23 protein-coding genes are annotated in these 25,401 nt (G+C 66.4%); 14 read left to right on the top strand and 9 right to left on the bottom strand.

Features of this window, described 5'->3' with window-relative positions; genetic code table 11:
- Nucleotides 1-101: 101 nt before the first annotated feature.
- Both BLV20_RS24885 and BLV20_RS24880 read right to left on the bottom strand, forming a co-directional pair.
- A complete protein-coding gene (locus tag BLV20_RS24885; RefSeq protein WP_092305070.1) occupies nt 102-839 on the bottom strand; it encodes a TorF family putative porin in 738 nt (245 codons plus the stop codon).
- A 122-nt stretch (nt 840-961) separates the two neighbouring features.
- On the bottom strand, nt 962-2,704 hold the full coding sequence (locus BLV20_RS24880; protein WP_092305069.1) for an amidohydrolase: 1,743 nt from the start codon (nt 2,702-2,704) through the stop codon (nt 962-964).
- 103 nt (nt 2,705-2,807) lie between these two features.
- On the opposite strand from BLV20_RS24880, the gene BLV20_RS24875 reads away from it, so the two are divergent.
- From BLV20_RS24875 to BLV20_RS24840, 8 genes are all read left to right on the top strand, one after another.
- Nucleotides 2,808-3,725 carry a LysR family transcriptional regulator gene (locus BLV20_RS24875; protein ID WP_092305068.1) on the top strand — a complete coding sequence of 306 codons (918 nt, stop codon included), beginning with the start codon at nt 2,808-2,810 and terminating at the stop codon, nt 3,723-3,725.
- Between the two features lie 38 nt (nt 3,726-3,763).
- Nucleotides 3,764-4,381, top strand: coding sequence for a transcriptional repressor LexA (gene lexA, locus BLV20_RS24870; RefSeq protein WP_092305067.1), 618 nt, complete (start codon nt 3,764-3,766; stop codon nt 4,379-4,381).
- Nucleotides 4,381-4,998: a translesion DNA synthesis-associated protein ImuA gene (gene imuA / locus BLV20_RS24865; protein WP_092305066.1), complete on the top strand. Its 618-nt coding sequence runs from the start codon at nt 4,381-4,383 to the stop codon at nt 4,996-4,998. The genes lexA and imuA overlap by 1 nt, the downstream gene beginning before the upstream one ends.
- A gap of 7 nt (nt 4,999-5,005) precedes the next feature.
- Complete coding sequence (locus BLV20_RS24860) at nt 5,006-6,421, top strand: Y-family DNA polymerase (RefSeq protein ID WP_092305065.1); 1,416 nt, start codon at nt 5,006-5,008, stop codon at nt 6,419-6,421.
- Nucleotides 6,418-9,507 carry an error-prone DNA polymerase gene (locus tag BLV20_RS24855; protein WP_092305064.1) on the top strand — a complete coding sequence of 1,030 codons (3,090 nt, stop codon included), beginning with the start codon at nt 6,418-6,420 and terminating at the stop codon, nt 9,505-9,507. Before BLV20_RS24860 ends, BLV20_RS24855 begins: the two co-directional genes overlap by 4 nt.
- Nucleotides 9,508-9,806: 299 nt before the next feature.
- Entirely contained in the window at nt 9,807-10,430 is a 624-nt protein-coding gene (locus tag BLV20_RS24850) for a CsgG/HfaB family protein (RefSeq protein ID WP_092305132.1), read from the top strand.
- 30 nt (nt 10,431-10,460) lie between these two features.
- Nucleotides 10,461-10,832 carry a DUF4810 domain-containing protein gene (locus BLV20_RS24845; protein ID WP_092305063.1) on the top strand — a complete coding sequence of 124 codons (372 nt, stop codon included), beginning with the start codon at nt 10,461-10,463 and terminating at the stop codon, nt 10,830-10,832.
- On the top strand, nt 10,829-11,488 hold the full coding sequence (locus tag BLV20_RS24840) for a DUF799 domain-containing protein (protein WP_092305062.1): 660 nt from the start codon (nt 10,829-10,831) through the stop codon (nt 11,486-11,488). Before BLV20_RS24845 ends, BLV20_RS24840 begins: the two co-directional genes overlap by 4 nt.
- 83 nt (nt 11,489-11,571) lie before the next feature.
- Here the strand turns inward: BLV20_RS24840 and BLV20_RS31515 are convergent, their stop codons facing one another.
- Nucleotides 11,572-11,721: a hypothetical protein gene (locus BLV20_RS31515; RefSeq protein ID WP_175540261.1), complete on the bottom strand. Its 150-nt coding sequence runs from the start codon at nt 11,719-11,721 to the stop codon at nt 11,572-11,574.
- A gap of 20 nt (nt 11,722-11,741) precedes the next feature.
- Here BLV20_RS31515 and BLV20_RS24835 point away from each other — a divergent pair, with 20 nt between their 5' ends.
- From BLV20_RS24835 to BLV20_RS24825, 3 genes are all read left to right on the top strand, one after another.
- Nucleotides 11,742-13,853 (top strand): hybrid sensor histidine kinase/response regulator, encoded by a 2,112-nt coding sequence (locus tag BLV20_RS24835; RefSeq protein ID WP_092305061.1) that lies wholly within the window; start codon nt 11,742-11,744, stop codon nt 13,851-13,853.
- 183 nt (nt 13,854-14,036) lie between these two features.
- Nucleotides 14,037-16,697, top strand: coding sequence for an excinuclease ABC subunit UvrA (locus BLV20_RS24830; RefSeq protein WP_092305060.1), 2,661 nt, complete (start codon nt 14,037-14,039; stop codon nt 16,695-16,697).
- A gap of 200 nt (nt 16,698-16,897) precedes the next feature.
- A complete protein-coding gene (locus tag BLV20_RS24825; RefSeq protein ID WP_092305059.1) occupies nt 16,898-17,131 on the top strand; it encodes a DUF465 domain-containing protein in 234 nt (77 codons plus the stop codon).
- 453 nt (nt 17,132-17,584) lie between these two features.
- Here the strand turns inward: BLV20_RS24825 and BLV20_RS24815 are convergent, their stop codons facing one another.
- Both BLV20_RS24815 and BLV20_RS24810 read right to left on the bottom strand, forming a co-directional pair.
- The gene (locus BLV20_RS24815; RefSeq protein ID WP_092305058.1) at nt 17,585-18,694 is read right to left on the bottom strand and encodes an SMP-30/gluconolactonase/LRE family protein; all 1,110 of its coding nucleotides are present in this window, start codon (nt 18,692-18,694) and stop codon (nt 17,585-17,587) included.
- A 24-nt stretch (nt 18,695-18,718) separates the two neighbouring features.
- Nucleotides 18,719-19,900: an SRPBCC family protein gene (locus tag BLV20_RS24810; protein WP_092305057.1), complete on the bottom strand. Its 1,182-nt coding sequence runs from the start codon at nt 19,898-19,900 to the stop codon at nt 18,719-18,721.
- Between the two features lie 94 nt (nt 19,901-19,994).
- Here BLV20_RS24810 and BLV20_RS24805 point away from each other — a divergent pair, with 94 nt between their 5' ends.
- Nucleotides 19,995-20,942 carry a LysR family transcriptional regulator BsrA gene (locus BLV20_RS24805; protein ID WP_092305056.1) on the top strand — a complete coding sequence of 316 codons (948 nt, stop codon included), beginning with the start codon at nt 19,995-19,997 and terminating at the stop codon, nt 20,940-20,942.
- Nucleotides 20,943-21,066: 124 nt separating this feature from the next.
- Nucleotides 21,067-21,693, top strand: a complete 627-nt coding sequence (locus tag BLV20_RS24800) for a thiol:disulfide interchange protein DsbA/DsbL (protein ID WP_092305055.1) — start codon at nt 21,067-21,069, stop codon at nt 21,691-21,693.
- Between the two features lie 110 nt (nt 21,694-21,803).
- On the opposite strand, the gene BLV20_RS24795 is transcribed toward BLV20_RS24800, so the two are convergent.
- Nucleotides 21,804-22,007 carry an amidase family protein gene (locus BLV20_RS24795; RefSeq protein ID WP_371914339.1) on the bottom strand — a complete coding sequence of 68 codons (204 nt, stop codon included), beginning with the start codon at nt 22,005-22,007 and terminating at the stop codon, nt 21,804-21,806.
- Between the two features lie 50 nt (nt 22,008-22,057).
- Here BLV20_RS24795 and BLV20_RS24790 point away from each other — a divergent pair, with 50 nt between their 5' ends.
- Complete coding sequence (locus tag BLV20_RS24790) at nt 22,058-22,462, top strand: DUF488 domain-containing protein (protein WP_092305054.1); 405 nt, start codon at nt 22,058-22,060, stop codon at nt 22,460-22,462.
- Nucleotides 22,463-22,474: 12 nt separating this feature from the next.
- On the opposite strand, the gene BLV20_RS24785 is transcribed toward BLV20_RS24790, so the two are convergent.
- The 3 genes from BLV20_RS24785 to BLV20_RS24775 form a co-directional block, all read right to left on the bottom strand.
- Entirely contained in the window at nt 22,475-22,933 is a 459-nt protein-coding gene (locus tag BLV20_RS24785; RefSeq protein ID WP_092305053.1) for a hypothetical protein, read from the bottom strand.
- Between the two features lie 147 nt (nt 22,934-23,080).
- Complete coding sequence (locus BLV20_RS24780) at nt 23,081-24,799, bottom strand: hydrogenase maturation protein (protein WP_092305052.1); 1,719 nt, start codon at nt 24,797-24,799, stop codon at nt 23,081-23,083.
- 276 nt (nt 24,800-25,075) lie between these two features.
- Nucleotides 25,076-25,387 (bottom strand): SCP2 sterol-binding domain-containing protein, encoded by a 312-nt coding sequence (locus BLV20_RS24775; protein WP_092305051.1) that lies wholly within the window; start codon nt 25,385-25,387, stop codon nt 25,076-25,078.
- Nucleotides 25,388-25,401 lie beyond the last annotated feature (14 nt).

Genomic DNA, 25,401 nt, shown 5'->3' with positions numbered 1-25,401 from the left:
GGTGGGCTTTGGTAGGAGCGCAGCTTGCGCGCGAAGAACGCTGACGCGGTGTGCCAGGCACTGCGCGGTGTGGCCTTTCGCGGGCGCAGAGCGGTCGTTTCTCAGAAGGTTTTCCTGGCGCTGGCGACCCAGGTTGCGCCGCACAGGTCGCTGAACCCGTAATTGCTGGTGCACTGGCTTTTCGACAGGTCGGTATCGATATAGCTCAGGCCCAGCACTACGCCGGCCACTTCGCGGGTCAGCCTGGCCTCCCATTCGTGGTAGGCATCCTCGCCCTGGCCCGAGGCCGAGATCAACCGGGGATCCTTGAAATCCATCTCGCCGTAACGCAGCGCCAGCCCCAGGCCCAGGGGCAATTCGGTCTCGTAGCCCAGGTAGCGGTACAGGGTGCTCTGCTGGCTGTCGATGCCCGGCGAGTCGCTGGAGTAATAGGCCGCCAGCGTGACCCCATAGGCGCTGAAAATCCCGTAGACCTCGCTCTGGTTGAATTGCCCTTCCCTGGGGTAGCTGTACTTGAGGTAGCCCAGGTCGAGGCTGACCGCGTCGCTGGCCTGCCATAACCAGCCGGCGTAGTAGTCGACTTCCTGGCGGGTCTTCAGGCCGCCGCCGAAATCGACGTTGGACGTCCATGCGCCCAGGTACAGGCCACTGCTGTGCAGCAGGGTCGCGGCGGCCTGCGCGGCGGGGTCGTTCTGGGTCTGGGAAATGCCGCGGGTGCGGTAATCGCTGGCCAGGGTCAGTTCCAGTTCCACGGCAAGGTCATCGGTCAAGGGGATGGCCTGGCTGCCCAGGGGCAACAGGCTCAAGGAACCGAGGGCGAACAGGGTGAGGGCTTTCATGGTGGCGTCCCGTGTTTTTGTGATTGTTATGGACAGGTTTCGGGCAAGGCTGCGCCGGCCCCATGTACGCAAGGACGTGGGGGCGGGCAGTGGAGCAAGGGTCTTTTTAGCGAGAGGGCCGGTTAGAGAGGCCGGGCGTAGACTTCGCGGCCGGCGAACCAGGTCTGCAACACCTGGGTTTCGTGCAGGGCCTTTTCGTCGACCTTGAACACGTCACGGTCCAGCACGATGAAGTCGGCCTGCTTGCCGGGGCTCAGCGAGCCGATCTGCTGCTCCAGGCCGATGGCCCGGGCGGCGTTGAGGGTGTAGGCGTAGAACATGGTTTCGCGGTCCAGGCGCTCGTCGGCGTTGAGCACGCCCAGCGGGCCCTTGCGGGTAGTGGCCTGGGCGATGGCGTTCCACGGGTTGGGCGAGGACACCGGCCAGTCGCTGGCCCCGGCGAGCGTCGCGCCCTGCTTGAGCAGGGAATGCGCCGGGTACTGGTAACGGAAGGCCAGGGCGCTGACATAGGGCTTGATCATGTCCAGGGTGTAATCGTCGGCCGAGGCCCAGAGCAACTGCATCGAGGCAATGACCCCAAGCGGCTGGAAGCGGGCGAACTCTTTCGGGTTGACCATCTGCAGGTGGGTGACGGAATGGGCGATGCCGCTCTGGCGGTCCTGGCGCGCCTGGGCGATGCCATTGAGGGATTCGCGCACCGCGCGGTCGCCGATGGCGTGGATGTGCACCAGCCAGCCGCGCTGGTCGATGGCGCTGACCAGTTCGCCGAAATGCTCGGGATCGATCAGCAGTTCGCCCTGTTTGTGCGAGTTGCTGTAGGCATCGATCATCGCCGCGCTCTGCGCCGGGTATTCGATCACCCCATCGGCGAAGATCTTGACGCCAGGCAGGGTCAGGTTGGGGATGCCCTGGAATTGCTGGCGCACCTGCTCCAGCGCGTCGAGGTCGGCAGGACGGCTTTTCGGGTTGGCCACCAGCAGCGCGGCGACATGCGCGGTCATCCCGCCGCTCTCGGCGAGCGCCTTGTAGGCCGGCAATACGCCGATGGTCTTGGCCGTGGGCTTGAGGGCGAACACCGCCTCGCCGGGGGCCGCGTTGGCCGCCGGGTCCATCCAGGCGGTGATGCCCAGGCTGTTGTTGTAGCGCACCGCCGATTGCGCCGCGTTGAGCAGGGCGGCGGAGCTGGGTACCGGCATTTTCGCCGCGACCCGGTCCCAGCCCGCGTCCACCAGGAAGCCGTTGGGGCGGCCGTCGGCGAGCTTGCCGATGGTGTCGCGCTCGGCCTCCGGCAGGCTCTCGAGCAGGGCGGCGTCGATGCCGGCGCGCTCGAGCATCGTATTGTTGGCCCAGGCGGTATGGTGATCGCTGCCGGTGAACACCACCGGCACCCCGGCCCATTCGCCGGCGTTGAAGCGCTGGCCCAGGGCTTGTGCCTGGGCCCAGTAGGCCGAGCTCATGCCGGCGATGCTGAGCACATCGCCATGCCGGGCCTTGCCGTCGTCGCGCCAGGCGCGCAGCTTTTTCTCCAGTTCGTCGAGGCTGACCACCTCGTCCTGCATATTGGCCGACGTCATTTCCAGGCCGCCGAAGATCGCATGGGAATGGCTGTCGATCAGGCCGGGCATCAGGGTCTTGCCGCCCAGGTCGATGACTTGGGTGCCGGCCTCGATCAGCGCCTTGATCTGCGCGTCGCTGCCCACTTGCAGTACCTTGCCGTCAGCCACCGCCAGGGCCTGGGCCTTGGGCTGGGCGCGGTCGGCGGTGAATACCTGGCCGTTGAACAGCACCAGATCGGTGGCGGCCATGGCTTCCATCGAGGCAAAACTCACGGCAATCGTCAGCAGATTCGGAATGAATCTTTTCATTGAGTATTTCCTTGTTATTGCGTCTGATGGCCAGCTTATTGGCTTGCCAGAGCCGACAGAACGCCTCGCTGACGAAAAACGTTTTTGCCTGAATGGAAAAAGCATGGACAAGTTGAGTGCACTGAAAATGTTTGTCGCCACCGCGCAGCTCGGCAGTTTCAGCCGCGCCGCCGAGCAATTGGGCAAGACCCCCTCGGCCCTGACCAAGGCGGTCAACCACCTGGAGGTCGAGCTGGGGGCTCGGTTGTTCGAGCGCAGCACCCGGCGGATTCTGCTGACCGAAGTGGGGCGGCTCTACCTGGAAACCGCGCGCCAGGTCCTGCAACGGCTGGAGGAGGCCGGCGAGGAAATCGAGCAGTTGCAGCACGGCTTGCGCGGCAACCTGAAGGTCACCGCGCCGCTGGCCTATGGGCAGGCCTTTCTCGACCAGGTGTGCGGCGGTTTTCTCGAGCAGTATCCGCAGATCAACCTGCAGGTGGACCTGTGCGACGAGTTCGTCAACCTGCTGGAAAGCGGCTACGACCTGGCCCTGCGCGAAGGCCATGACGACTTGCCGGGGCTGATCGCCCGGGTGATCGGGCGCAATTGCCTGGCCCTGTGCGCCAGCCCGGCCTACCTGGCGCGCAAGGGCGTGGCGGTGACGCCGCAGACCCTCGACCAGCACGAATGGCTGCACTATCGCCACCCCTTGCTCAGCCGCGAGTTCTGGTGGGCCGAGCGGGACGGGCAGCGCCTGAGCCTGGCGCAACCCCGGGCACCACGGCTGCGCAGCGACAATTACGACCTGCTGCTGGCCAATGCCCTGGCCGGGCGCGGGCTGCTCCATACGCCGCTGTGGAGCGCCGCGCCTTACCTGGCCGACGGGCGCCTGGTGCGAGTGATGGCGGACTACGCCATCGACCCGGACAGCTTCGGCCCGCACATCCTGGCGGTCTACCCCAGCCACCGGCGGGCCACGGCCAAGGTGCTGGCGTTCATCGATTACATCAGCGCTTTCCTGGCGAGCCGCGGGCTGGGCTGACTGGCGGTTCTTGTCAGGAAAAACCCAGAGGAGTACAAATGTACTCCATGACTACTTTATCTCCCCGCCGCAGTGCCATCCTGACCTTTATCCGCGAGCGCATCGCCGAGCATGGCCAGCCCCCCAGCCTCGCTGAAATCAGCGAGGCCTTTGGCTTCGCCTCGCGCAGTGTGGCGCGCAAGCATGTCGTGGCCCTGACCGAAGCCGGCTTCATCGAGGTCAACCCCAACCAGGCCCGGGGCATTCGCCTGCTCAACCAGCCGCCGCGCCCCGAACTGCTGGACATCCCGGTGCTCGGCCGGGTGGCCGCCGGCCTGCCGATCGGCGCCGATGCCGAAGTGCACAAGCGCTTGCTGCTCGACCCGGCGCTGTTTTCCCGGACGCCCGATTACCTGCTGCGGGTCCAGGGCGATTCGATGATCGAGGACGGCATCCTCGACGGCGACCTGGTGGCGGTGCGCCGCGACAGCGAGGTGCGCAACGGCCAGATCGTGGTGGCGCGGCTGGACGGCGAGGTCACCATCAAGCGTTTCGAGCGCCTGGCCGAGGGCGTGCGCCTGCTGCCGCGCAACCCGGCCTATGCGCCGATCCTGATCGGCGAGGACCGCGACCTGGCCATCGAAGGCGTGTTCTGTGGCCTGGTGAGGCAAGGCTGATGGGCGCCGTCGTAGCTCTGGAGACGCTGTTCAATGCCGGCCGGGTGTGGAAGGGCCGTCCGACAGCGCCCGCCGCCAGCCCGCAACCCACTGGCCACGCCATGCTGGACGCGGCCTTGCCCAGCGGCGGCTGGCCGGAAGCGGCGCTGACGGAAATCCTCATCGCCGCCCAGGGCGTGGGCGAGCTGCAATTGGTGTGGCCGACCCTGGCCCGGCTTTCGGCCGCCGGCGAGCGCATCGTGCTGGTGGCACCGCCCCATGTGCCGTATCCCCAGGCCTGGCAGAACGCCGGGGTCGACCTGCGCCAGCTGTCGGTGATCCAGGCCGGTGAACGGGACGCCCTGTGGGCGGCCGAACAGTGCCTGCGCTCGGGCAGCTGCGGGGCCGTGCTGTGCTGGCCGCAACAGGCCGACGACCGCGCCTTGCGGCGGTTGCAGGTGGCGGCCGAGACCGGCCAGACCCTGGCCTTTGCCTACCGCTCCCTCAAGGAAGCCATCAACCCTTCGCCGGCGGCCCTGCGCCTTGCCCTGGAGGCGCGGCCGGCGCAGCTGCGGGTGCTCAAGTGCCGTGGCGGCCTGGCCCATTCGGCACCGATTGCCTTCATGCCGGGGCATTGAGGTTGCCATGCGCTGGGTTTGTATCCTGTTCCCGCAATTGGCGCTGGACGCGGCGCTGCGCCAGCGCCCCGAGCCGGACGCCGCGTTGGCGCTGCTCAGCGGGACGCCGCAGCGCCGGGTGATCCAGGCGGTGAATGCCGCCGCCCGCGAGCTGGGGTTGCGCCCCGGGCAGTCGCTGACCGCCGCCCAGGCCCTGAGCAAGAACTTCGCCAGCGCCGAATACGATGCCGATGAAGTCAACCGCTGGCAGCAGTTTCTCGCGGCCTGGGCCTACCGCTTCAGCTCCCAGGTCAGCGTTCATTACCCGTGCACCCTGGTGTTCGAGATCGAATCGAGCCTGGGCCTGTTCGGCCCCTGGCCGCAGCTGGAGGCGCGCCTGCGCCAGGAACTGACGGAGCTGGGCTTTCGCCACCGCATCGTCAGCGCGCCGAATCCGGCGGCGGCCCGGGTGCTGGCCAATGCCTACGACGGCCTGGCGGTGACCGACCTGGAGCAGTTGCGCCAGGCCCTGGGGCGCATGCCCGTCGAGCGTCTCGGCCTGCAACCGGGCGCGGCCACAGCCCTGTCGCGCATGGGCCTGCGCACCTTCGCCCAGGTGCGCGGGTTGCCGCGGGAAACCCTGGCCCGGCGTTTCGAAGCGGGCCTGCTCAAGCACCTGGACAGCCTGTTGGGCGAGCGCTCCGTGGCGCTGGCGTTCTATCAGCCGCCGGAGCGTTTCGACCTGCGCATCGAATTGAATTTCGATGTGCTGTCGCACCAGGCCCTGCTGTTTCCCCTGCGCCGCCTGAGCAGCGACCTGGCGGCGTTTCTCTGTGGTCGCGACAGCGGGGTGCAGTGCTTCGACCTGCACCTGGAGCATGTCGAGCGGCCCGACACGCTGATCAAGGTCGGCCTGCTCAGTGCCGAACGCGAGCCGGGGATGCTGTTCGAACTGGCGCGCGGGCGCCTGGAGCAGGTCCAGGTGCCGGCGCCGGTGCGTGGCGTGCGCCTGGTGGCCGAGGATCTGCCGCGCTTCGTGCCGCAGCATCGCGAGCTGTTCGACGAGCGCCCGCAGCAGTCCTTGCCTTGGGAGCAATTGCGCGAACGCCTGCGTGCCCGCCTGGGGGACGAGGCGGTGCATGGCTTGCGTTTCCAGGCCGATCACCGCCCTGAGTGCAGCTGGCAAGCGGTCGGCGACAGCCAGGCCTGCCCGTTGCTGCCCGGCCCCCGGCGCCCGGGCTGGCTGTTGCGCGAGCCGCTGGCGCTGCCGGAGGGGACGGCGCGCCTCCTCATGGGGCCGGAACGCATCGAGTCCGGCTGGTGGGACGGCGGCGACGTGCGCCGCGACTATTACCTGATCGAAACCCGCAGCGGCCAGCAAGGCTGGGCCTATCGCCCGGTGGGCGAGGCGGGGCCCTTGTTGCTGCAGGGCTGGTTCGCATGACGGGCTATGCCGAACTGCACTGCCTGTCGAACTTCAGTTTCCAGCGCGGTGCCTCCAGTGCCCGCGAGCTGTTCGAACGGGCAGCGGCCCAGAGCTACCAGGCCCTGGCGATTACCGACGAATGCAGCCTGGCCGGCATCGTCCGGGCCTGGCAGGCCTCGAAGGACAGCGGCCTGGCGCTGATCGTCGGCAGTGAAGTGCGCCTCGACGACGGCCCGAAACTGGTGCTGCTGGTGGAGAGCCTGGAGGGCTACCAGGGCCTGTGCCGGCTGATTACCCGTGGCCGGCGCCGGGCGCAGAAGGGCCAGTACCAACTGCTGCGCGAAGACTTCGCGCAACCCTTGCCGGGGCTGTTGGCCCTGTGGCTGGCGGACGAGCCCGGGCAGCCACAGGCTGCACGGCGGGAAACCGGGCGCTGGCTGCAACAGGTGTTCGCCGACCGGCTGTGGCTGGCGGTGGAACTGCACTGCGCGCAGGACGATCAGCGGCGCCTGGGCGAGTCCCTGGCGTTGGCCCGGGAGCTGGGCATTGCCGCCGTGGCCAGCGGCGATGTGCATATGCATGTGCGGGGGCGCCGGGCCCTGCAGGACACCATGACCGCGATCCGCCACCACGTGCGGGTGGCCGAGGCCGGCCAGCGCCTGCACCCCAATGGCGAGCGGCATTTGCGCAGCCTCGAGGCATTGCGTGGGCTGTATCCGGCGGCGCTGCTGGAGGAGTCGCTGAAGATCGCCGAGCGTTGCCGCTTCGACCTCGGGCAGCTGCATTACCAATACCCGCGGGAGCTGGTGCCGCAAGGCCAGACACCCGCCAGCTGGCTGCGCGAGCTGACCGGGCAGGGCATCGCCAAGCGCTGGCCCGGGGGCGCCACGCCCAAGGTGCTCAAGCAGATCGACAATGAACTGAAGCTGATCGCCGAGCTGGGCTACGAGAGTTATTTCCTCACGGTGCACGACATCGTCAGTTATGCCCGCAGCCAGTCGATCCTCTGCCAGGGACGCGGCTCGGCGGCCAACTCGGCGGTGTGTTTCGCCCTGGGCATCACCGAGATCGACCCGGACCGCTCGACCCTGCTGTTCGAGCGTTTTCTCTCGCGCGAGCGTAACGAGCCGCCGGATATCGACGTGGATTTCGAGCACGAGCGGCGCGAGGAAGTCCTGCAGTATGTGTTCCAGCGTTACGGCCGCCACCGCGCCGCGCTGACCGCGGTGGTCAGCACCTACCACGGCGCCGGTGCGGTGCGCGATGTGGCCAAGGCCCTGGGCTTGCCGCCGGACCAGGTCAACGCCCTGGCCGATTGCTGCGGCCATTGGAGCGATACACCGCCTGCCGTCGAGCGCCTGCTGGAGGCCGGCTTCGACCCGGACAGCCCGGTGCTGCGCCGGGTCCTGAGCCTGACCGGGCAACTGATCGGCTTTCCCCGGCACCTGTCCCAGCACCCTGGCGGCTTCGTGATTTCCGAACAGCCGCTGGACACCCTGGTGCCGGTGGAAAACGCGGCCATGGCCGAGCGCACCATCATCCAGTGGGACAAGGACGACCTGGATGCGGTGGGGCTGCTCAAGGTGGATGTGCTGGCGCTGGGCATGCTCAGCGCGATTCGCCGCTGCTTCGACCTGGTGCGTGGTTATCGTGGCCAGCAGTGGACCCTGGCGAGCATTCCGCCGGATGACCCGGCCACCTACGAAATGATCGGCCGCGCCGACACCATCGGCGTATTCCAGATCGAGTCGCGGGCGCAGATGTCGATGCTGCCCCGGCTCAAGCCGAAGGATTTCTACGACCTGGTGATCGAGGTGGCGATTGTCCGGCCGGGGCCGATCCAGGGCGGCATGGTCCATCCGTACCTGCGTCGGCGTGACAAAAAGGAGAAGGTGACCTATCCCTCGGCGGAGCTCAAAGAGGTGCTGCAGCGAACCCTGGGCGTGCCGCTATTCCAGGAGCAGGTGATGCAGATCGCGATTGTCGCCGCCGACTACACCCCCGGCGAGGCCGACCAGTTGCGCCGCTCCATGGCCGCCTGGAAACGCCACGGCGGCCTGGAGCCGCATCGCTTGCGCCTGCGCGACGGCATGCGCGCCAACGGCTATAGCGACGAGTTCGCCGCGCAGATCTTCGAGCAGATCAAGGGGTTCGGCAATTATGGGTTCCCCGAATCCCACGCCGCCAGTTTCGCCTTGCTGACCTATGCCAGCTGCTGGCTCAAGTGCCACGAACCGGCGGCCTTCGCCTGTGCCCTGATCAACAGCTGGCCCATGGGTTTCTACAGCCCCGACCAGATCCTCCAGGACGCGCGCCGGCATCGGCTGCTGATTCGTCCCGTGGACGTGTGCGCCAGCGACTGGGATTGCAGCCTGGAGCCGCTGGCCGGCGCGCAGCCGGCGTTGCGCCTGGGGCTGCGGATGATCAAGGGTTTTCGCGAAGACGACGCGCGACGTATCGAGACCGCGCGTGGCCAGGGCGCGTTTGTCGACATCGCCGACCTTGGGCTGCGCGCCCGGCTCGACAACCGCGCCCAGGAACTGCTGGCCGATGCCGGTGCCTTGCGCGGGCTGGCCGGGCACCGGCATCGGGCGCGCTGGGAAGTGGCGGGGGTGCAGCAACAGCTCGGCCTGTTCGCCGGCTTGCCGCGCCAGGAGGAAGCGTCGGTGGCTTTGCCGGCACCGACGGTCGGCGAAGACCTGCAGGCCGACTACCTGAGCGTCGGCACCACCCTCGGGCCGCATCCGCTGGCCTTGCTGCGGGGCGAACTCAAGGCCCGGCGCTGCCGCAGTTCCCGCGAGCTGCTGGAGGTCGAGCACGGGCGGCCGGTCAGCATCGCCGGGCTGGTCACCGGGCGCCAGCGGCCGGGCACGGCCAGCGGCGTGACCTTCGTCACCCTGGAAGACGAGTTCGGCAACGTCAACGTGGTGGTCTGGCGCGACCTGGCCGAACGCCAGCGCCGGGTCCTGGTCGGCGCGCAGTTGCTCAAGGTCGACGGGACCCTGGAGACCGAAGGCGAAGTGCGCCACCTGATCGCCGGCCGCCTGAGCGACCTCAGCGATCTGCTGAGCGGTATCAGCGTGCGCAGCCGGGACTTTCGTTGACGCAGCCAGTGCCGGGCGCTGGCGCGAGAGCAGGGCGCGGGGTGCGCCAGTCAAGCGATTGACGCCGGGATTTTTTATTTCTTTCCGCGGTGATGGCACTTTGGCATAATCGCCGCCGCCGACGCCTCCTGCGTCACGTTTCAGCGTGCCCTGACCGCTAGTCCCGAACCCGCAAAAAGCCGTGGTTCGCAGGCCTGTGGCAGGGCCAAGGCACTTTTCATGAATACTCAAAAGGAACGCAAGTGAGACTGATCTCGAAGTTGGTGGTGTCGGCCGTGGCGTTGGCCGTACTGGCGGGCATGAGCGGTTGTGCCACGGAAAGCTCCCGGGCGCTGCCCGTGGAGAAGGTCCAGAGCGCCAGCCAGGTGTGGACCGGAGTCCGGGTACCGATGGCGGTGGGCAAGTTCGATAACCGCTCCAGCTACATGCGCGGGATTTTCTCCGACGGCATCGACCGCCTCGGCGGTCAGGCCAAGACCATCCTCATTACCCACCTGCAGCAGACCCACCGCTTCAATGTGCTGGATCGCGACAATATGGGCGAGATCCAGCAGGAAGCGCAGATCAAGGGGCAGGCGCAGAAACTCAAGGGCGCCGATTTCGTGGTGACCGGCGATGTCACCGAGTTCGGCCGCAAGGAAACCGGCGATCACCAGCTGTTCGGCATTCTCGGCCGCGGCAAGACCCAGGTGGCCTACGCCAAGGTGGCGTTGAACATCGTCAACATCAGCACTTCCGAAGTGGTGTATTCGACCCAGGGTGCTGGCGAATACGCCCTGTCCAACCGTGAGGTGATCGGCTTCGGCGGCACGGCTTCCTACGACTCGACGCTTAACGGCAAGGTCCTCGACCTGGCCATGCGCGAGGCCGTCAACCGCATGGTCGAGGCGATCGACGCCGGAGCCTGGAAACCCAGCCGCTGATAAACCTTGCTGACAGGGAGAAGTGCAAGCATGCGTAACACCAAGATGAACCGGCCACTGCTGGCCGCCGCTTTGCTGGGCAGTGCATTGCTGGCCGGTTGCAGCGGGCCGAAGACGCTTTACCAATGGGAAACCTACCAGGCCCAGACCTACGAGTATTTCAAGGGCGAGGAGGCCAGGGAGGCCCAGGTCGAAGCGCTGGAGCGCGACCTGCAAAAGATCAAGTCCACCGGCAAGGCGGTGCCGCCGGGTTACCACGCTCACCTGGGCATGCTCTATGCAGGCCTGGGCAAGGACGACCAGATGGTGCAGCAGTTCAATACCGAGAAGGCGCTGTTCCCCGAATCCGCGTCGTACATGGACTTTCTGCTGAAGAACGCCAAGAAGGGAGTCACCCAATGAGCCTCGCGACCCTGCGCAACCTGCTTGGCCTGCTGGCCGTAAGCCTGCTGGTGGGCTGCGCCACGCCCAAGACCGTGGACTACTCGGCCTACAAGCAGGCTCGGCCCAAGTCGATCCTGGTGCTGCCGCCGCTCAACGAGTCGCCGGACATCAAGGCCACCTACAGCATGCTGTCGCAGGTGACCTTTCCCCTGGCCGAAGCCGGTTACTACGTGATGCCGATTGCGCTGGTGGATGAAACCTTCCGCAACAACGGCCTGACCAACCCGGCGGATATCCATGGTTTGTCGCCGGCCAAGCTCAACGAGATATTCGGTGCCGACGCCGGCCTGTACATCACCGTCAAGGAATACGGAACCAGCTACATGCTGATCAGCAGTGCCACGGTGGTCACCGCCAGTGCCACCCTGGTGGACCTGAAGACCGGCACCACACTGTGGACCGGCAGTGCCCGGGCCTCCAGCGAAGAGGGCAACAACAGCAATGCCGGCGGCCTGGTGGGCATGCTGATCACCGCCGCGGTGAAGCAGATCATCAACACCTCCACCGACGCCGGCCACCCGATCGCCGGCATCACCAGCCAGCGCCTGTTGTCGGCCGGGCAACACGCCGGCTTGCTGTACGGTCCGCGCTCGCCGAAATACGGCACCGACTGAAGTCTTCGGGGCGGGCAATCCGCCCCGTGCCAGGCGACGCTTGCGAGCGTTCGCCTGGGGCTTTCCGGTTGCGCCTGTGCGGTTTATCCCAGCGTGTCCGAAGGCAGATGGCCGACCAGCGGCAGCAGTGATTCCATCTCGTCGCGCAAAACCTTGAAACCATCTGTGTGCAGGGTGTTCAAAGGCTCTGGAGGTTGCGGCGTCGCAGCTTCTTGAAAACCCATGCTTGCCATGTTTTTCGTAGAGCTCTCTCATGCCGTTCTTATCAGATCCTCATGGTTGCCAGGGCTGGAAAGGCGAGATGGCCGGACGCATCCAGGCGTTCGACTGGTCCCTCACCGAGCTGGGTGCGCTGGATCGTTGGTCGTCGAGCCTATGCAGCGCAGTGCAACTGCTGCTGGCCTCACCGGTGCCCCTGGTCATGCTCTGGGGCCGCTCGGGGTACATGATCTACAACGATGCCTACGCCGAATTCGCCGGCGGCCGGCATCCGTATCTGCTCGGCTGCCAGGTGGAGCAGGGCTGGCCGGAAGTGGCGGATTTCAATCGCCATGTGCTGGACACTTGCCTGGCGGGCGGGACCCTGTCGTACCGTAATAAAGAGCTGGTCCTGCTGCGCAACGGCCAGCCGGAAAATGTCTGGATGGATCTCTACTACAGCCCGGTGCCCGGTGACGACCATACGCCGGCCGGGGTCATGGCGATCGTGGTCGAGACCACCGCCCACGTGCTGTCCGAGCAGCGCCGCCAGGAAGTCGAGAACGCCTACCGGGCGGAAAACGAACGGGTGCAACTGGCGCTCAACGCCGGGGCGTTGCTGGGCTCCTTTGTCTGGGACATCAAGGCCAATCGGCTGTCGGGCGACGAGCGTTTTGCCCGGACCTTTTCCTACCCGCCGGAGCAGCCGCTGGACGACCTGTCGATCCAGGTCGCCGAAAGCCGGGTGCATCCCGATGACCTGCCGCGGATCAAGGAGCAGGTTGCCTACAGCCTGCAAAAGGGCACGCCCTACAACACCGAATACCGTATCCGGCGCCCGGATGGCAGTTACCTGTGGGTCGTGGGCTGCGGCCGTTGCGAGTTCGACGACGCGGGGCGGGCCTTGCGCTTTCCCGGTGTGCTGATCGATATCCACGAACGCAAGATGGCCGAAGAATCCCTGTTGCAACTGACGCGCAACCTCGAGCAGCGGGTGGCCGAGGAGGTCAACGCACGGGTCTCGGCCGAGGAGCAGTTGCGCCAGTCGCAAAAGCTCGAGGCCATTGGCGGCATGACCGGGGGCGTGGCCCATGACTTCAACAACCTGCTGCAAGTGATCGCCGGCAACCTGCACCTGCTGGCGCGCCATGAACCGGACAACGCCAATGTGCAGCGCCGGGTCGGCGCCGCCCTGACCGCGGTCGAGCGCGGGGCCAAGCTGTCCGCGCAACTGCTCGCGTTCGCCCGGCGCCAGCCGTTGTCGCCCGAGGTCTACAACCCGCGTCGGATCCCCGACAGCCTGAGCGAACTGCTGCAACGGGCCCTCGGCGAAACCATCGACATCGACGTGCAATTGCCCACGCAGCCCTGGTGCATCAAGGTCGACCGCAGCCAGCTGGAAAACGCCTTGCTCAACCTGGCGATCAATGCCCGCGACGCGATGAAGGGCGAGGGCACCATCGGCATCCGTGGCGAGAATGTGGTGCTCGATGGCGATTTCTGCGCCGGCAAGGGCATTACCGCCGGCGATTACTTGTGCCTGTCGGTGGCCGATACCGGCGACGGCATGGCCCCCGAGGTGCTCAAGCAGGCGTTCGAGCCGTTCTTCACCACCAAGCGCGACGGCCTGGGCACCGGGCTGGGGCTGAGCATGGTGTTCGGTTTCGTCAAGCAGAGCGGCGGGCATATCGAGATGCTCAGCACGCCGGGGCAGGGCACCACGGTGCGCATGTATTTCGTGCGCAGCACCGAACCCGAGCCGGGCACCGCGCCCCGGCGTGCGCAGCGGCCTTGCCACGGCCAGGAAACCATCCTGGTGGTGGAAGACAACGAGGACGTGCGCGCCGCCGCGGTCGAGCTGCTGGAAAGCGCCGGCTACAAAGTGCTGGTGGCGGCTAATGGCGATGCGGCTATGCAACTGCTGCTGAACGGCGCCCGGGTCGAGTTGATCTTCACCGATGTGGTGATGCCCGGGCTGATCAAAAGCACCGACCTGGCGCTGTGGGCCAAGACCCAGTCGCCCGCCGTGGCGGTGCTGTTCACCTCGGGGCATACCCGCGACATCATCTCCAGCAATCACCAGCTCAGCCCCGACACCCACCTGTTGAGCAAGCCCTACAGCCCGGACGCCCTGACGAGCATGGTCAGGGCGGTGCTGGAGGCGTGAAGCCACAAGGGCCTGGCCCCCCCCGCCGGTTGATCGGCATTCAAGGCGCGTCATTCACGGTTGCTCAAAACCCCGGGCCCATGCACCCTGCATGACGGTCGTCCAGCCGCCGGCGCCGGTGCGCGCGAAGGGGCTCGCTGACCTGGTATTCCTGCCCGACATCTCCCGATACAAGGCTGTCCCATGACTTCAGCGCGCAATACGCCTTTGCCCCAGGTTTCGTCTTCCTTGCCCGCCAACAGCTCGGGTTTCGTCAGGGTGCGCGGCGCCCGCGAACACAACCTGCGCAACGTCGACGTGGATATTCCCCGCGATGCGCTGGTGGTGTTCACCGGCGTCTCCGGCTCCGGCAAATCGTCCCTGGCATTCTCGACCCTGTATGCCGAGGCCCAGCGTCGCTACTTCGAATCGGTGGCGCCTTATGCCCGGCGCCTGATCGACCAGGTCGGGGTGCCGGACGTCGACGCCATCGAAGGCCTGCCGCCAGCGGTGGCCCTGCAACAGCAGCGCGGCACGCCGAGCACGCGCTCATCGGTGGGCAGCGTCACCACCTTGTCCAGCCTGATCCGCATGCTCTATTCCCGCGCCGGCAGCTACCCGCCGGGGCAGCCGATGCTCTACGCCGAAGACTTCTCGCCCAACACCCCGCAAGGCGCCTGCCCCGACTGCCACGGCCTGGGTCGGGTCTACGAGGTCAGCGAGGCGTCCATGGTCCCGGACCCTTCGCTGACTATCCGCCAGCGCGCGGTGGCGTCCTGGCCGCTGGCCTGGCAAGGGCAAAACCAGCGCGACATCCTCGTGACCCTGGGCTACGACGTCGATATTCCCTGGCGCGACCTGCCGCAAGCGCAGCGCGACTGGATCCTGTTCACCGAGGAAACCCCAACCGTGCCGGTGTACGCCGGGCTGACTCCGGAGCAGACCCGCGAAGCCCTCAAGCGCAAGCAGGAGCCGAGCTACATGGGCACCTTCAGCGGCGCCCGGCGCTACGTGCTGCACACCTTTACCCACTCGCAAAGCGCGCTGATGAAGAAGCGTGTGTCGCAGTTCATGCTCGGCAGCCCGTGCCCGTTGTGCGAGGGCAAGCGCCTGAAGCGCGAGGCCTTGTCGGTGACTTTCGCCGGCCTCGACATTGGCGAACTGTCGCAGATGCCCCTGCTGCAACTGGCCGAGGTGCTCAAGCCGGTGGCCGCCCAGGCTTACCTGGAACAGGCCGAGGAGCCCGGCGAGGTGTGGAGCCATGAGCAGACCCAGGCCGCGCGCCAACAACGGATCGCCCAGGGCGCGCCGGGGCATGTCGGAGGGCCGGATGTGCGGCACACGCCGAACCTGTCGCTGGAAAAGCGCCTGGCCGCGCAACGTATCGCCCAGGACCTGCTGGAGCGGGTCAGCACCCTGACCGGCCTGGGCCTGGGTTACCTGGCCCTGGAGCGCAGCACGCCGACCCTGTCGTCCGGCGAGTTGCAGCGCTTGCGCCTGGCGACCCAACTGGGCTCGCAGCTGTTCGGGGTGATCTATGTGCTTGACGAGCCCTCGGCCGGCCTGCATCCGGCGGATGCCGAGGCGTTGTTCGAGGCCCTGCAGCAGCTCAAGGCTTCGGGCAATTCGCTGTTCGTGGTCGAGCACGACCTGCAGACCATGCGCCGCGCCGACTGGCTGGTCGACGTTGGCCCGGCGGCGGGCGAGCAGGGCGGCCAGGTGCTGTACAGCGGTCCGCCGGCGGGGCTGGCCCAGGTCGCGCAGTCGCAGACCCGCGCCTACCTGTTCGCCGAACAGGCGCCGGCCCGCCGTACCGCGCGCCAGGCCCAGGGCTGGCTGCGCCTGGAGGGCATCAGCCGCAACAACCTGAATGACCTGAGCGCCGAGTTTCCCCTGGGCTGCTTTACCGCGGTCACCGGGGTTTCCGGTTCGGGCAAGTCGAGCCTGGTCAGCCAGGCGCTGCTGGAACTGGTGGGCGCGCACCTCGGGCGGCCGCAGAGCAACGAGGAACCCGAGGAACTGAACCTGGAGGACGACGCCCCGCAAGCCAGCAGCGGCGAAGTCACCGCCGGGCTGGAGCGGATCAAGCGCCTGGTGCAGGTGGACCAGAAACCCATCGGCCGCACCCCGCGTTCGAACCTGGCGACCTACACCGGGCTGTTCGATCACGTGCGCAAGCTGTTCGCCGCCACCCCCGAGGCGCGAGCGCTGGGCTACGACGCCGGGCAGTTTTCCTTCAACGTCGCCAAGGGCCGTTGCCCGGCCTGCGAGGGCGAAGGTTTTGTCAGCGTCGAGTTGTTGTTCATGCCCAGCGTCTATGCGCCGTGCCCCACTTGCCACGGCGCGCGCTACAACCCGCAGACCCTGGCCATCCAGTGGCAGGGCCTGGACATCGCCCAGGTCCTGCAACTGACGGTGCAGGAGGCGGTCGCGGTGTTCGCCGGGCAAGCGAGCATCCGCCGCTCCCTGGAAGTCTTGCGCGATATCGGCCTGGGCTACCTGCGCCTCGGCCAGCCCGCCACCGAGCTGTCCGGCGGCGAAGCGCAGCGGATCAAGCTGGCCACCGAACTGCAGCGCAACCCGCGTGGCGCGACCCTGTATGTGCTCGACGAACCCACCACCGGCCTGCACCCGAGCGATGTCGATCGCCTGCTGGAGCAGTTGGACAACCTGGTGCGGGCCGGCCACAGCGTGGTGGTGGTCGAGCATGAAATGCGCGTGGTGGCCCAGGCCGACTGGGTGATCGATATCGGCCCGGGCGCCGGCGACCAGGGCGGCAAGGTGGTGGTCAGCGGCACGCCGCAACAGGTCGCCAGGCACCGCAAGAGCCGCACCGCACCGTTTCTGGCCCAGGCGCTGGGGTGAATCGCGGCACCCTCCGCGGGGCTTCGCTCGTGGCGGGTTGTGAGGCGGGCGGTGGGGCGCGGGAAATGTCGCTGAAGGCGACGAACGGTTAGCGCTGTGGTCTGATTGACGGTCGACAGACAGCGGTGGTGGAGGTCATTCTGGTAACTGGCGAGTGCCTGTAAGTGCGCTTGCTACCGATCAACAAACGGAGGTGTTTCATGCCGGTGCCCCACGACCTGTATCAGGACCTGAGCTGCAGCAAAGAAGACATTCAACAGCGCCGGGCCAGTGACCCGCACTTGAATGCCTTGTTCGACAAATACTCCAGCATTGATGATCAGGTGCTCAAAGCGGAGGCCGCGGCGGCCGCTGACGAGGAGCTGAAACGACTCAAGGAAAAGCGGCTGCTGATCAAGGATGAAATCTCCGAGAAGCTGACTGCCCGCTTCTGACCCCGACCCTGTCCTGAGCGAGATGTCCCGAGGCTTGGGGCGTCTCGCCAGGTTTTACGCAATCCAGAGCATTGGCTGCTCTTTCCGCTATTTGCCCGTTTACTCCCCTGTATCGACCCGCACCCTTGACGAGACGCGCCCGAGTGGGGCGCGCCTGTTTCAGCGCCTGCCTGCCTCAAGGGCACTCGCAGGTGCTCGGGCCGAATACCGGGCCTGCGCAGGGATCTTCGGACGGTCCGAACACCGGGCACGCGGCCAGCGCCGACAGGGATGAAGTGAGCAGTAGGGAAGCCAGGAGGATTTTGATTTTCATGGGGGGATCCACTCTCAATGTGATGGGAATCAATCGGATTCGATTGTTTGTCTTTCCTTGGTGGGCGCCGGTGACGGCGCCGCGCGGGATAGCTTAGATCAGAATCTGGCGAGCATGCCGGTGCCCATGCCGTTATCGCATCAAGGCGCCTTTGACAGGGCGACGCTCAGCGGCAGGCGCGCCATATGCGTGGCCTTGAGCGAGCCGAAGTACAGGGCGTCGCCGTATTCGCGCACCGTGGTGATCGGCGCATAGTTGCCGGCGCTGGCGTCCTGCAGGTTGGCGATGACCTGGCCCTGGGTATCCAGGCCGAGGACGAAGCCGCGTTTTTCCACGGGCTTGGGCAGCAGGGTCATGGCCCGCACGATCATCTTGCGCACCGCCGGGTAAGGCGCCGTACCGTCGAGCAGGGCATTGCGCGGCGCGTAGAGCGCCACCCAGAAGCGCCCCTGGCCGTTGAAGCTGAGGTTGTCCGGCAGCCCCGGCAGGTTGTCGATGAACAGGTCGCGGGTGCCGGCTTTGGCGCCGTCGAGCCAGTAGCGGCTGATCCGGTAGGCGCCGGTTTCGTTGACCAGCACATAGGCTTCCTGAGGCCCGAGGGCGACGCCGTTGGCGAACTCCAGGCCGTCCAGCAACTGTTCGGTCTGGCCGGTCTGGAAGTCATAGCGCAGCAGGCGACCGTCGCCGCCGTGCTCGATCACCGCCTCGCCGTCCTGGCCGTAGCCCCAGCGGCTGGTGGCGTCGCTGAAATAGGCATAACGCCCGGCGGCGTCCACCGTTACGTCGTCGGTAAAGCCGAACGCCAGGCCGTTGGCCGATGTGCTCAGGCTGCTCAACCGGCCCTTGGCGTCCAGCGCCAGCAGACCCTTGACCGCGTCGGCGATGATCAGCCGGCCATCCGGATGGCGGGCCAGGCCCAGGGGCCGCCCGCCGGTATTGGCCAGTTCCTGCAGGGCGCTGCCGTCCAGGGCGGTGCGGATCACCCGCCCGTCATGCAGGCCGCTGATCAGCGAGCCGTCTTCCAGCAGCAGGGCTTCCGGGCCGTCGATATTCAGTGCGCCGACCGCCTGCACGCCCTTGAGCTTCTGGTTTTCGGCGTAGGGGCCGGCCTGCAGGGAAGGCGCCGGCGGCGGGCTCCAGGCGACAGGTTGCACCTTGGTCGGCATCAGCAGCAGAAAGGCGCCGATGGCGATGGCGAGCACCAGCAGCAGATGGCGAAACTTGATCCGACGGGGTGTGACGGGCTTCATCGAGGGCGGCTCCTGGTGATGGGTTCAGGTCGCGCTCTGCGGCGCGACGTCGGCGCCCCGGGGAATCGCCCGTTGCGCCATCTCGCACAAGGCTAGCAGGGAGTCGGCGGACTCCCGTTCTATCCGCCTTCTGAATAGCAGGCGATTGCCCAGGCGCATCAGCAGGCCGTCGAAGCGGTACTCCAGGGTGCGGATAAACCGTGTGCGGTGGGCATCCAGCGGTTGGCATTCATAAGTGACCACCAGCGCCAGGCCATGGTCGCCCCTGGCCGCGGCACTCCAGCGATGCCCCGGCAGGTATTCGTCGACCCGCCAGCTCAGGTGCCCGCTGCGTCCGCCGGCATGGATGTCTTCCTCGAAACGCGCGCCAGCGGGCAAGGCGCCGGCCGGGCCCTGGACCTTCAGCGACGAGGGGTGCCATTCCGGCCAGCGGCTGGAGGCGCAAGCGTAGTCGAGCAGGGCCACCGGGTTGCGTGGGATATCGATCTGATGCTGCATGCGAGTCATGGGCGAGGACCTTGTCGAGGCGCTTGTTGATAGCGAAGCGGTGGCGGGCTCCGGCTCCCAGTACAGGGTGCCGAACAGGTAATCCATCAACGGCAGGACGATGTTGAAATTGCGCTCCTGCATCAGCTCGCGACGGTGATGCAACTCATGCAGGCGACGCATCTGGCGGATCCACGGCAGCCGCGCCAGCGGGTGGCCGGCCGGCAGGTGTTCGCAGGCATGGAACACTTCGTAGGCCAGGTAGCCGATCAGCGTGCAACTGGCGAACAGCGCCGCGACATTGGCATTCCAGAACTTCAGCAGCCACCACAGCGGCAGGGCGAACAGCAGGCTGTGGACCACGATCAGCCAGGCCGGAAACAGGATCACCCGCCAGTCCCGGGGGCCGTCGTAGGTCATGTGCCCAGGGACGAAAAAACTGTGGTGGTCGCCGCTGTGGCGGGCGTAGAACATCCGCGCGAAGGCCTGTTTGTGGTGGCCCAGCCAGCGGTGCACGACATAGATGCACAGGTTGAAGAACAGCAGCGCCACCGGCACCGCCAGCCATTCCAGCGGCCGCACCTGATGCAGGGTGCTCCACAGCAGGGCGATGCACGCCAGGCCGTAGGCCAGCACGAAGCCGCCGTGCAGCCACGGGTTGTAGCGCGGATGAACCGCGGCGCGGTAACGCTCGCGAAATGCCAGGGTGGTTTGCCTCAAGGCCGCTCTCCGGTTGGTTTTGTTGTTCTTATTGACAGAAGATTAGCCCTGCTCGAATTATCCAGCTAATGGATATTCGGAATGGGGATTATTCATGAAGCTGAATTTGCGGCACCTGGATCTCAACCTGCTGCTGGTGTTCGATGCGCTGATGCAGGAGCAGAACCTGTCCCGCGCGGCGGTGCGCCTGAACCTCAGCCAGCCGGCCGTGAGCAATGCCCTGGCGCGCCTGCGCAGCCAGCTCGACGAGCCGCTGTTCATCCGCACCGCCCGGGGCATGCAGCCGACGCCGCGGGCCCATGTGCTGCACGGTTCGGTGCGCCAGGCCCTGCGCCTGTTGCAGGAAGGCCTGGACCCGGGTGGCGAGTTCGACCCGACGGCGGCCGACCAGACCTTCAGCCTGTCGATGAACGACTACGCCCAGGCGCGCCTGTTGCCGGCGCTGTCGCGGCGCTTGCAGAACAGCGCGCCCAAGGTCCGCCTGGCGGTGCGCAGCGATGCCGCCGACTCCTTGCCGGCCTGGCTGACCACCGGCCTGCTCGACCTGGCGGTGGATTACCTGTACTTCGACGACCCTGATCTTTGCTACCAGCCGCTGCTGGAGGAGCAACTGGTGGTGATCGGCCGCCTCGACCACCCGGCGTTCGAGGCGCAACTTAGCCTCAAGGCCTATGAACAGGGCCGCCACGTGGCGCTTCCGGACCGGGGCGGGCGCGGCTCGCCCCTGGAGATTGTCCTGGGCTCGGCCAAGGTCCAGCGCCATGTCCAGTTGTTCGTCCCGCATTACCTGAGCATTCCGTTGATCGTCGCCCAGTCGGACTTGCTGGGCACGGTGCCGCGGCGCCTGGCGGAGCATTTCGCTGCGCTGATGCCGATCCGTATCGCCGAGCTGCCCTTGATGGCGCCGCCGGTGCAAGTCAGCCTGATCTGGCATCGCCAGCAGGAGCGGGTGCCGGGGCATCGCTGGCTGCGCGAGGAAATCATCGCCCTGGCCGCGCGGTTTGCCGGGCAGCCGCAGCTGTCCGGGGGCGCCGAGCGCTGATCACAAAAAAACAACAAAAGATTAAGACGGGTCCGATTGGTCGGGCGCGAGCGGCCTGTATCCTTCGGGGTCCGCTTAATGAGCAGCAACGCTGACTCGGAGGCGCCAACCGATTGGAGATTGCATGCGTCACTCGATTCTGAACATTGCCCTGGCAGCCAGCTGCCTCTTTGGTATGGCCGGGCAGGCCGCCGTGGCAGCGGTGGATGCCAGCCAGTATGTGGAACTCAAGGATGCCGTGCCGCAAGTCGTGCCCGGCAAGATCGAAGTGGTGGAACTGTTTTCCTATGGCTGCGGCCACTGCTACACCCTCGAGACCTCGATCAACCCCTGGGCGGCCCAGCTCGCCGAGGATGTGAACTTCGTCAAGCTGCCGGCCATGTTTGGCGGGATCTGGGACGTCTACGGCCAGCTGTACCTGACCCTGGCGACCATGGATGCCAAGCCCGAAGTGCACCACGCGGTATTCGAGGCGATCCACGGCGGCAACCGCCTGAAGACCCCCGAGGCCATGGCCGAGCTGCTTAAAGGCCAGGGCATCGAGCCGGCGAAATTCCTCGCCACCTACAACTCCTTCGCCGTGCAGGCCAAGGTCATGGACGCGAAAAAACGCACTGCCGCCTATCAGGTCACCGGTGTGCCTTCGCTGGTGGTGGACGGCAAGTACCGCTTCGGCATGACCAGCGACGGCGCCAAGGCCCTGTTCGCCGTGGCGGATCAGTTGATCGCCCAGGTGCGGGCGGCGAAGTAAGCCTTCGATGCCCTTGGGCCGCTGTCCAGCCAACGCGGCTTGGCAGCGGCCCAAGGGCATCGAGCGGCAGTCAAAAAGGGCATCGCTAGCGATGCCCCTCATAGGCGCTGTCAGTCCTTGATCCGCGGCGCCTGCGGATGCGGGCTCGCGAACGCCTGCTCAAAAGCCAGGCACAGGCGCAGCACCTGATCGTCGGCAAACCGTGCCCCCACCCCCTGCAGGCCCACCGGCAAGCCGTCCTCGGCGAAACCCCACGGCAGCGATGCGCCCGGTTGCTGGGTGAGGTTGAAGGGGGAGCGGAAGGGCCCATCCACAGCCACTAAGCTGATGGCAGGCCATGCGCCGCCATAGAAGGGAGGAAGCCATGATTCTGTGCAAACGCGCCTACGAGTCCGCGAGCCCCGACGACGGTTATCGGGTGCTGGTGGACCGCCTGTGGCCGCGCAACTGTCGCAAGGACCGGTTGTCGCTGGACCAATGGCTGAAAGACCTGGCGCCGTCTACCGGATTGCGTCGTGCCTTCAAGTCCGGCGAGCTGGACTTCGCCACCTTTCGCAACCGTTACCGCCAGGAGCTGGCGGCCCGCCCCGAACACTGGTGGGCGCTGCTGGAGCGCGGGCAAAAGGGCCGCCTGACCCTAGTGTATTCGGCCCATGATGAGCAACACAACAATGCCCGAGTGCTGGCCGAATGGCTGGAGGATGAGCTGGACCGCCAGGGCGACGGCAGTTCTCCGGTGTGTTATGCGCACCTGGCGCCGCCCGAATGAAGGCGCTGCGTTTCAGGGCTGCTTCAACATCACATAGGCCTCGCCGCCGCGCCGGTCGTGCATCAGCAGGAAGACTTGCTGGTCGAGGGTGATTTTCACCGGCAAGTCCTGCGCCACCGGGGTGCTGGAGAACTGCCCGGCGATCTTGAGAAATTGCGCGGTCAGGGTCTTGTCCCGTTGTGACGGCGTGGTCACCGCGCATTGCTTAGCTCGTTGCACCTGGACCCCAAGGCTGTGGTCCGGCCTGAGCCCCATTCGCGCATAGCCGGCATCGTCCAGCCTGGCGATGCCGTAGGCCTTGGCCGCGCTGTCGGCCCCGGCAAAGGAGGGCGCGGATTTCAGGCAGATATCGCGAAAGGCCAGGACGCCTTCGGCAACAGTCGCCGCTTCCTTGTCGATAATTTCCGGCGGGCTGGAACAGCCGGCCAGCAGGGCCAGGACCAGCAGCGGGCTGAGGATCATGCGGTTCATCGGACCTCCCAGGCATCACGGGGCTTGGTTTATAGCCTAGCCAAGCTTCTGCCTGCACGAGCAAGCCTGCGCAACCGCAGCGCCAGCCACCAGGCCGAGGTGGATGGCGCTGTTGCGGCCTTGGCGGCTACAGGGACTGCTGGCCGATCAGACGCTCAAGGTTTCCGGCTGGGGCACCGCCCAATCTTCGATCAGGCGCTGCGGCGTGCAGCAGGTCTTGCGCTTGTAGACGAAGCTGGCGCATTTCTCGGCGAAGCCGTGGCGGTTCTGCACCATGTCCAGGTGCATCTGTTCCAGCTCGGCGTTGCGGCAGTGCTGCATCAGTTGCGGGTCGGCGTTGGCCTTGCGCTCGCGCAGGGCCTGGTACTTCGGCTCGGTCAGCACGGCATTGGCCCGTTGCAGCAGCCACAGGCTGAATTCGTCTGGGCAGCGCGGACCGACCTCCTGGACCATGCCCATCTGCAGGGCCTGGGCGGCGTTGATCGGCAGGCATTCGTCGGTGAGCTTGTGCGCCATGGCGTGGCCGACGGCGCGGGGCAGGCTGTAGGTCCAGTATTCCGAGCCATACAGGCCCATGCTCTTGTAATGCGGGTTGTAGACGGTATTGGCCCGGGCCAGCACCACATCGGCCGCCAGCGCCAGCATCAGGCCGCCGGCCCCGGCGTTGCCGGTCAGGCCGCTGACCACCAACTGGCGGGCGCTGAGCAGCTCCTTGCAAACATCGTCGATGGCCTGGATGTTGGCCCAGGCTTCCAGGCCCGGGCTCGGCGCGGCCTGGATCACGTTGAGGTGCACGCCGTTGCAGAACGCGCCACGCCCGCCCTTGACCAGCAGTACCTGGGTGTCCCGGGCCTTGGCCCATTGCAGCGCGCTGACCAGGCGCTGGCAGTGTTCGGTGCTCATGGCGCCGTTGTAGAACTCGAAGGTCAGCTCGCCGACGCGGCCCGACTCGCGGTAGCGGATTGGCTGGTAGGCCTCGTCGCTGAACGGATCGCTGGCGATCGACCAATCCAGGCGGGGCACGCCGTCGAGCTGGCCGGCCAGCACGTGGCGCGCCGGCAACTTGAAGTGTTCCGTGCCCGGCCGGGCCTTGCGCTTGAGGGAGCCGATCCACAGGCTGCGATCGCCGCAGGCCACCAGCACTGCATCGTCATGCACCGCCAGCAGCTCGCCGGGGATACCGCTGCGGTTATCCAGGTGGGCGTCATACAGGTAGTACTGGCCGCCGGCGAGGCTGGCCAGGACGCCGGGCTGGCCATCGGCGGCGTCGATGCAGCGCTTGATGAAGCCGGCGCTGTCGTGCCAGCTGAAGCTGCGGTCGTCCTGCTTCATGTTCGGTTGCAGACGGCCGCGCACCTGCGGCTGGCTGTAGTCCAGGGGCGTTGGGACGAAGTCGCTGCCGAACTTTTCCACCACGTCGCGGATGCAATAGATCGCCGCATCGGCCACCGGGCCGTTGTACAGCTCGGACTTGCGCACCTGCGCCGGCACCTTGAATTCCCAGGTGGACCAGACCGGCCCGGCGTCCATTTCTTCCACCGCCTGCAGGGCAGTGACGCCCCAGCGCTCGAGGTTGTTGCTGATGGCCCAGTCCAGCGCGCTGGCGCCGCGGTCGCCGACGATGCCCGGGTGGATGATGATCACCGGGCGTGTCGGGTGACGCCACAGTTGCTCGGGCACCCGGTCCTTGAGGAAGGGGCAGATCACCAGGTCGGCGCCGGCCTGTTCGATCTGCCGGCAGACTTCGTCTTCATTGGTGAACAGCACCACGCTGGGGCGATGGCCGGATTGGCGCAGGTCCAGCCAGGCGCGTTGGGTAAGGCCATTGAAAGCGGTGGACAGCAGAATGATCTTCAGCGATTGCATTGCGGTTCTTCCTTGAAGATGAAGCGGGCCGGCCGTTCCGAAAAGCCGTCCCTGGCCGATGGAGGCGCCAGAGTAGTGGGGCTGTGCGTGCAGTCTGCTGATCGAGATCAATCAAGTGTGCGGCGTGGATTCTGAAGACGCGGGATGGCCCGCTTGAGGATTGAAGGTGGTTTTCGATGAGGATGCAGGCGCCAGAACAGCGCTGCTGAAACGACAAATCCCGCCAACAGGCGGGATTTGTGGGGTAAAACAGGGCTTCCCTGGGGAAGCGCCGGTTTAGGCCGGGAACAGTTCGCTCAGCTTCATTGCCAGCATCATGTCGCCTTCGGCGCGCAGTTTGCCGCCCATGAAGGCCTGCATGCCGTCGGTTTCGCCGCTGACGATGCCTTGCAGGGTTTCGCCGTCCATTACCAGGGTGACCTGGGCGTCCGGGTTTTCGCCTTCCTTGAGTTCGCAGGTGCTGTCTTTGACGATCAGCGAGAAGTTCTGGGTGTCATCGATACGGAAACCGAAAACCAGGTCCAGGCCGGCAGCGGCAGCTGGGTTGAACTTGGCTTTCATGGCTTGTACGGCGTCAGCTACGGTCATGGTTCGTTTCCTTT

The sequence above is a fragment of the Pseudomonas sp. NFIX28 genome, from assembly GCF_900107395.1.
Classification (GTDB): domain Bacteria; phylum Pseudomonadota; class Gammaproteobacteria; order Pseudomonadales; family Pseudomonadaceae; genus Aquipseudomonas.
This window is presented reverse-complemented; position numbering and strand designations above follow the sequence as displayed.

Excerpts from the sequence above, each read along its gene's own strand:
- BLV20_RS24885 (WP_092305070.1), bottom strand. The coding sequence starts at position 839 with ATGAAAGCCCTCACCCTGTTCGCCCTCGGTTCCTTGAGCCTGTTGCCC.
- BLV20_RS24880 (WP_092305069.1), bottom strand. The coding sequence starts at position 2,704 with ATGAAAAGATTCATTCCGAATCTGCTGACGATTGCCGTGAGTTTTGCC.
- BLV20_RS24875 (WP_092305068.1), top strand. The coding sequence starts at position 2,808 with ATGGACAAGTTGAGTGCACTGAAAATGTTTGTCGCCACCGCGCAGCTC.
- lexA (WP_092305067.1), top strand. The coding sequence starts at position 3,764 with ATGTACTCCATGACTACTTTATCTCCCCGCCGCAGTGCCATCCTGACC.
- imuA (WP_092305066.1), top strand. The coding sequence starts at position 4,381 with ATGGGCGCCGTCGTAGCTCTGGAGACGCTGTTCAATGCCGGCCGGGTG.
- BLV20_RS24860 (WP_092305065.1), top strand. The coding sequence starts at position 5,006 with ATGCGCTGGGTTTGTATCCTGTTCCCGCAATTGGCGCTGGACGCGGCG.
- BLV20_RS24855 (WP_092305064.1), top strand. The coding sequence starts at position 6,418 with ATGACGGGCTATGCCGAACTGCACTGCCTGTCGAACTTCAGTTTCCAG.
- BLV20_RS24850 (WP_092305132.1), top strand. The coding sequence starts at position 9,807 with ATGAGCGGTTGTGCCACGGAAAGCTCCCGGGCGCTGCCCGTGGAGAAG.
- BLV20_RS24845 (WP_092305063.1), top strand. The coding sequence starts at position 10,461 with ATGCGTAACACCAAGATGAACCGGCCACTGCTGGCCGCCGCTTTGCTG.
- BLV20_RS24840 (WP_092305062.1), top strand. The coding sequence starts at position 10,829 with ATGAGCCTCGCGACCCTGCGCAACCTGCTTGGCCTGCTGGCCGTAAGC.
- BLV20_RS31515 (WP_175540261.1), bottom strand. The coding sequence starts at position 11,721 with ATGGCAAGCATGGGTTTTCAAGAAGCTGCGACGCCGCAACCTCCAGAG.
- BLV20_RS24835 (WP_092305061.1), top strand. The coding sequence starts at position 11,742 with ATGCCGTTCTTATCAGATCCTCATGGTTGCCAGGGCTGGAAAGGCGAG.
- BLV20_RS24830 (WP_092305060.1), top strand. The coding sequence starts at position 14,037 with ATGACTTCAGCGCGCAATACGCCTTTGCCCCAGGTTTCGTCTTCCTTG.
- BLV20_RS24825 (WP_092305059.1), top strand. The coding sequence starts at position 16,898 with ATGCCGGTGCCCCACGACCTGTATCAGGACCTGAGCTGCAGCAAAGAA.
- BLV20_RS24815 (WP_092305058.1), bottom strand. The coding sequence starts at position 18,694 with ATGAAGCCCGTCACACCCCGTCGGATCAAGTTTCGCCATCTGCTGCTG.
- BLV20_RS24805 (WP_092305056.1), top strand. The coding sequence starts at position 19,995 with ATGAAGCTGAATTTGCGGCACCTGGATCTCAACCTGCTGCTGGTGTTC.
- BLV20_RS24800 (WP_092305055.1), top strand. The coding sequence starts at position 21,067 with ATGCGTCACTCGATTCTGAACATTGCCCTGGCAGCCAGCTGCCTCTTT.
- BLV20_RS24790 (WP_092305054.1), top strand. The coding sequence starts at position 22,058 with ATGATTCTGTGCAAACGCGCCTACGAGTCCGCGAGCCCCGACGACGGT.
- BLV20_RS24785 (WP_092305053.1), bottom strand. The coding sequence starts at position 22,933 with ATGAACCGCATGATCCTCAGCCCGCTGCTGGTCCTGGCCCTGCTGGCC.
- BLV20_RS24780 (WP_092305052.1), bottom strand. The coding sequence starts at position 24,799 with ATGCAATCGCTGAAGATCATTCTGCTGTCCACCGCTTTCAATGGCCTT.
- BLV20_RS24775 (WP_092305051.1), bottom strand. The coding sequence starts at position 25,387 with ATGACCGTAGCTGACGCCGTACAAGCCATGAAAGCCAAGTTCAACCCA.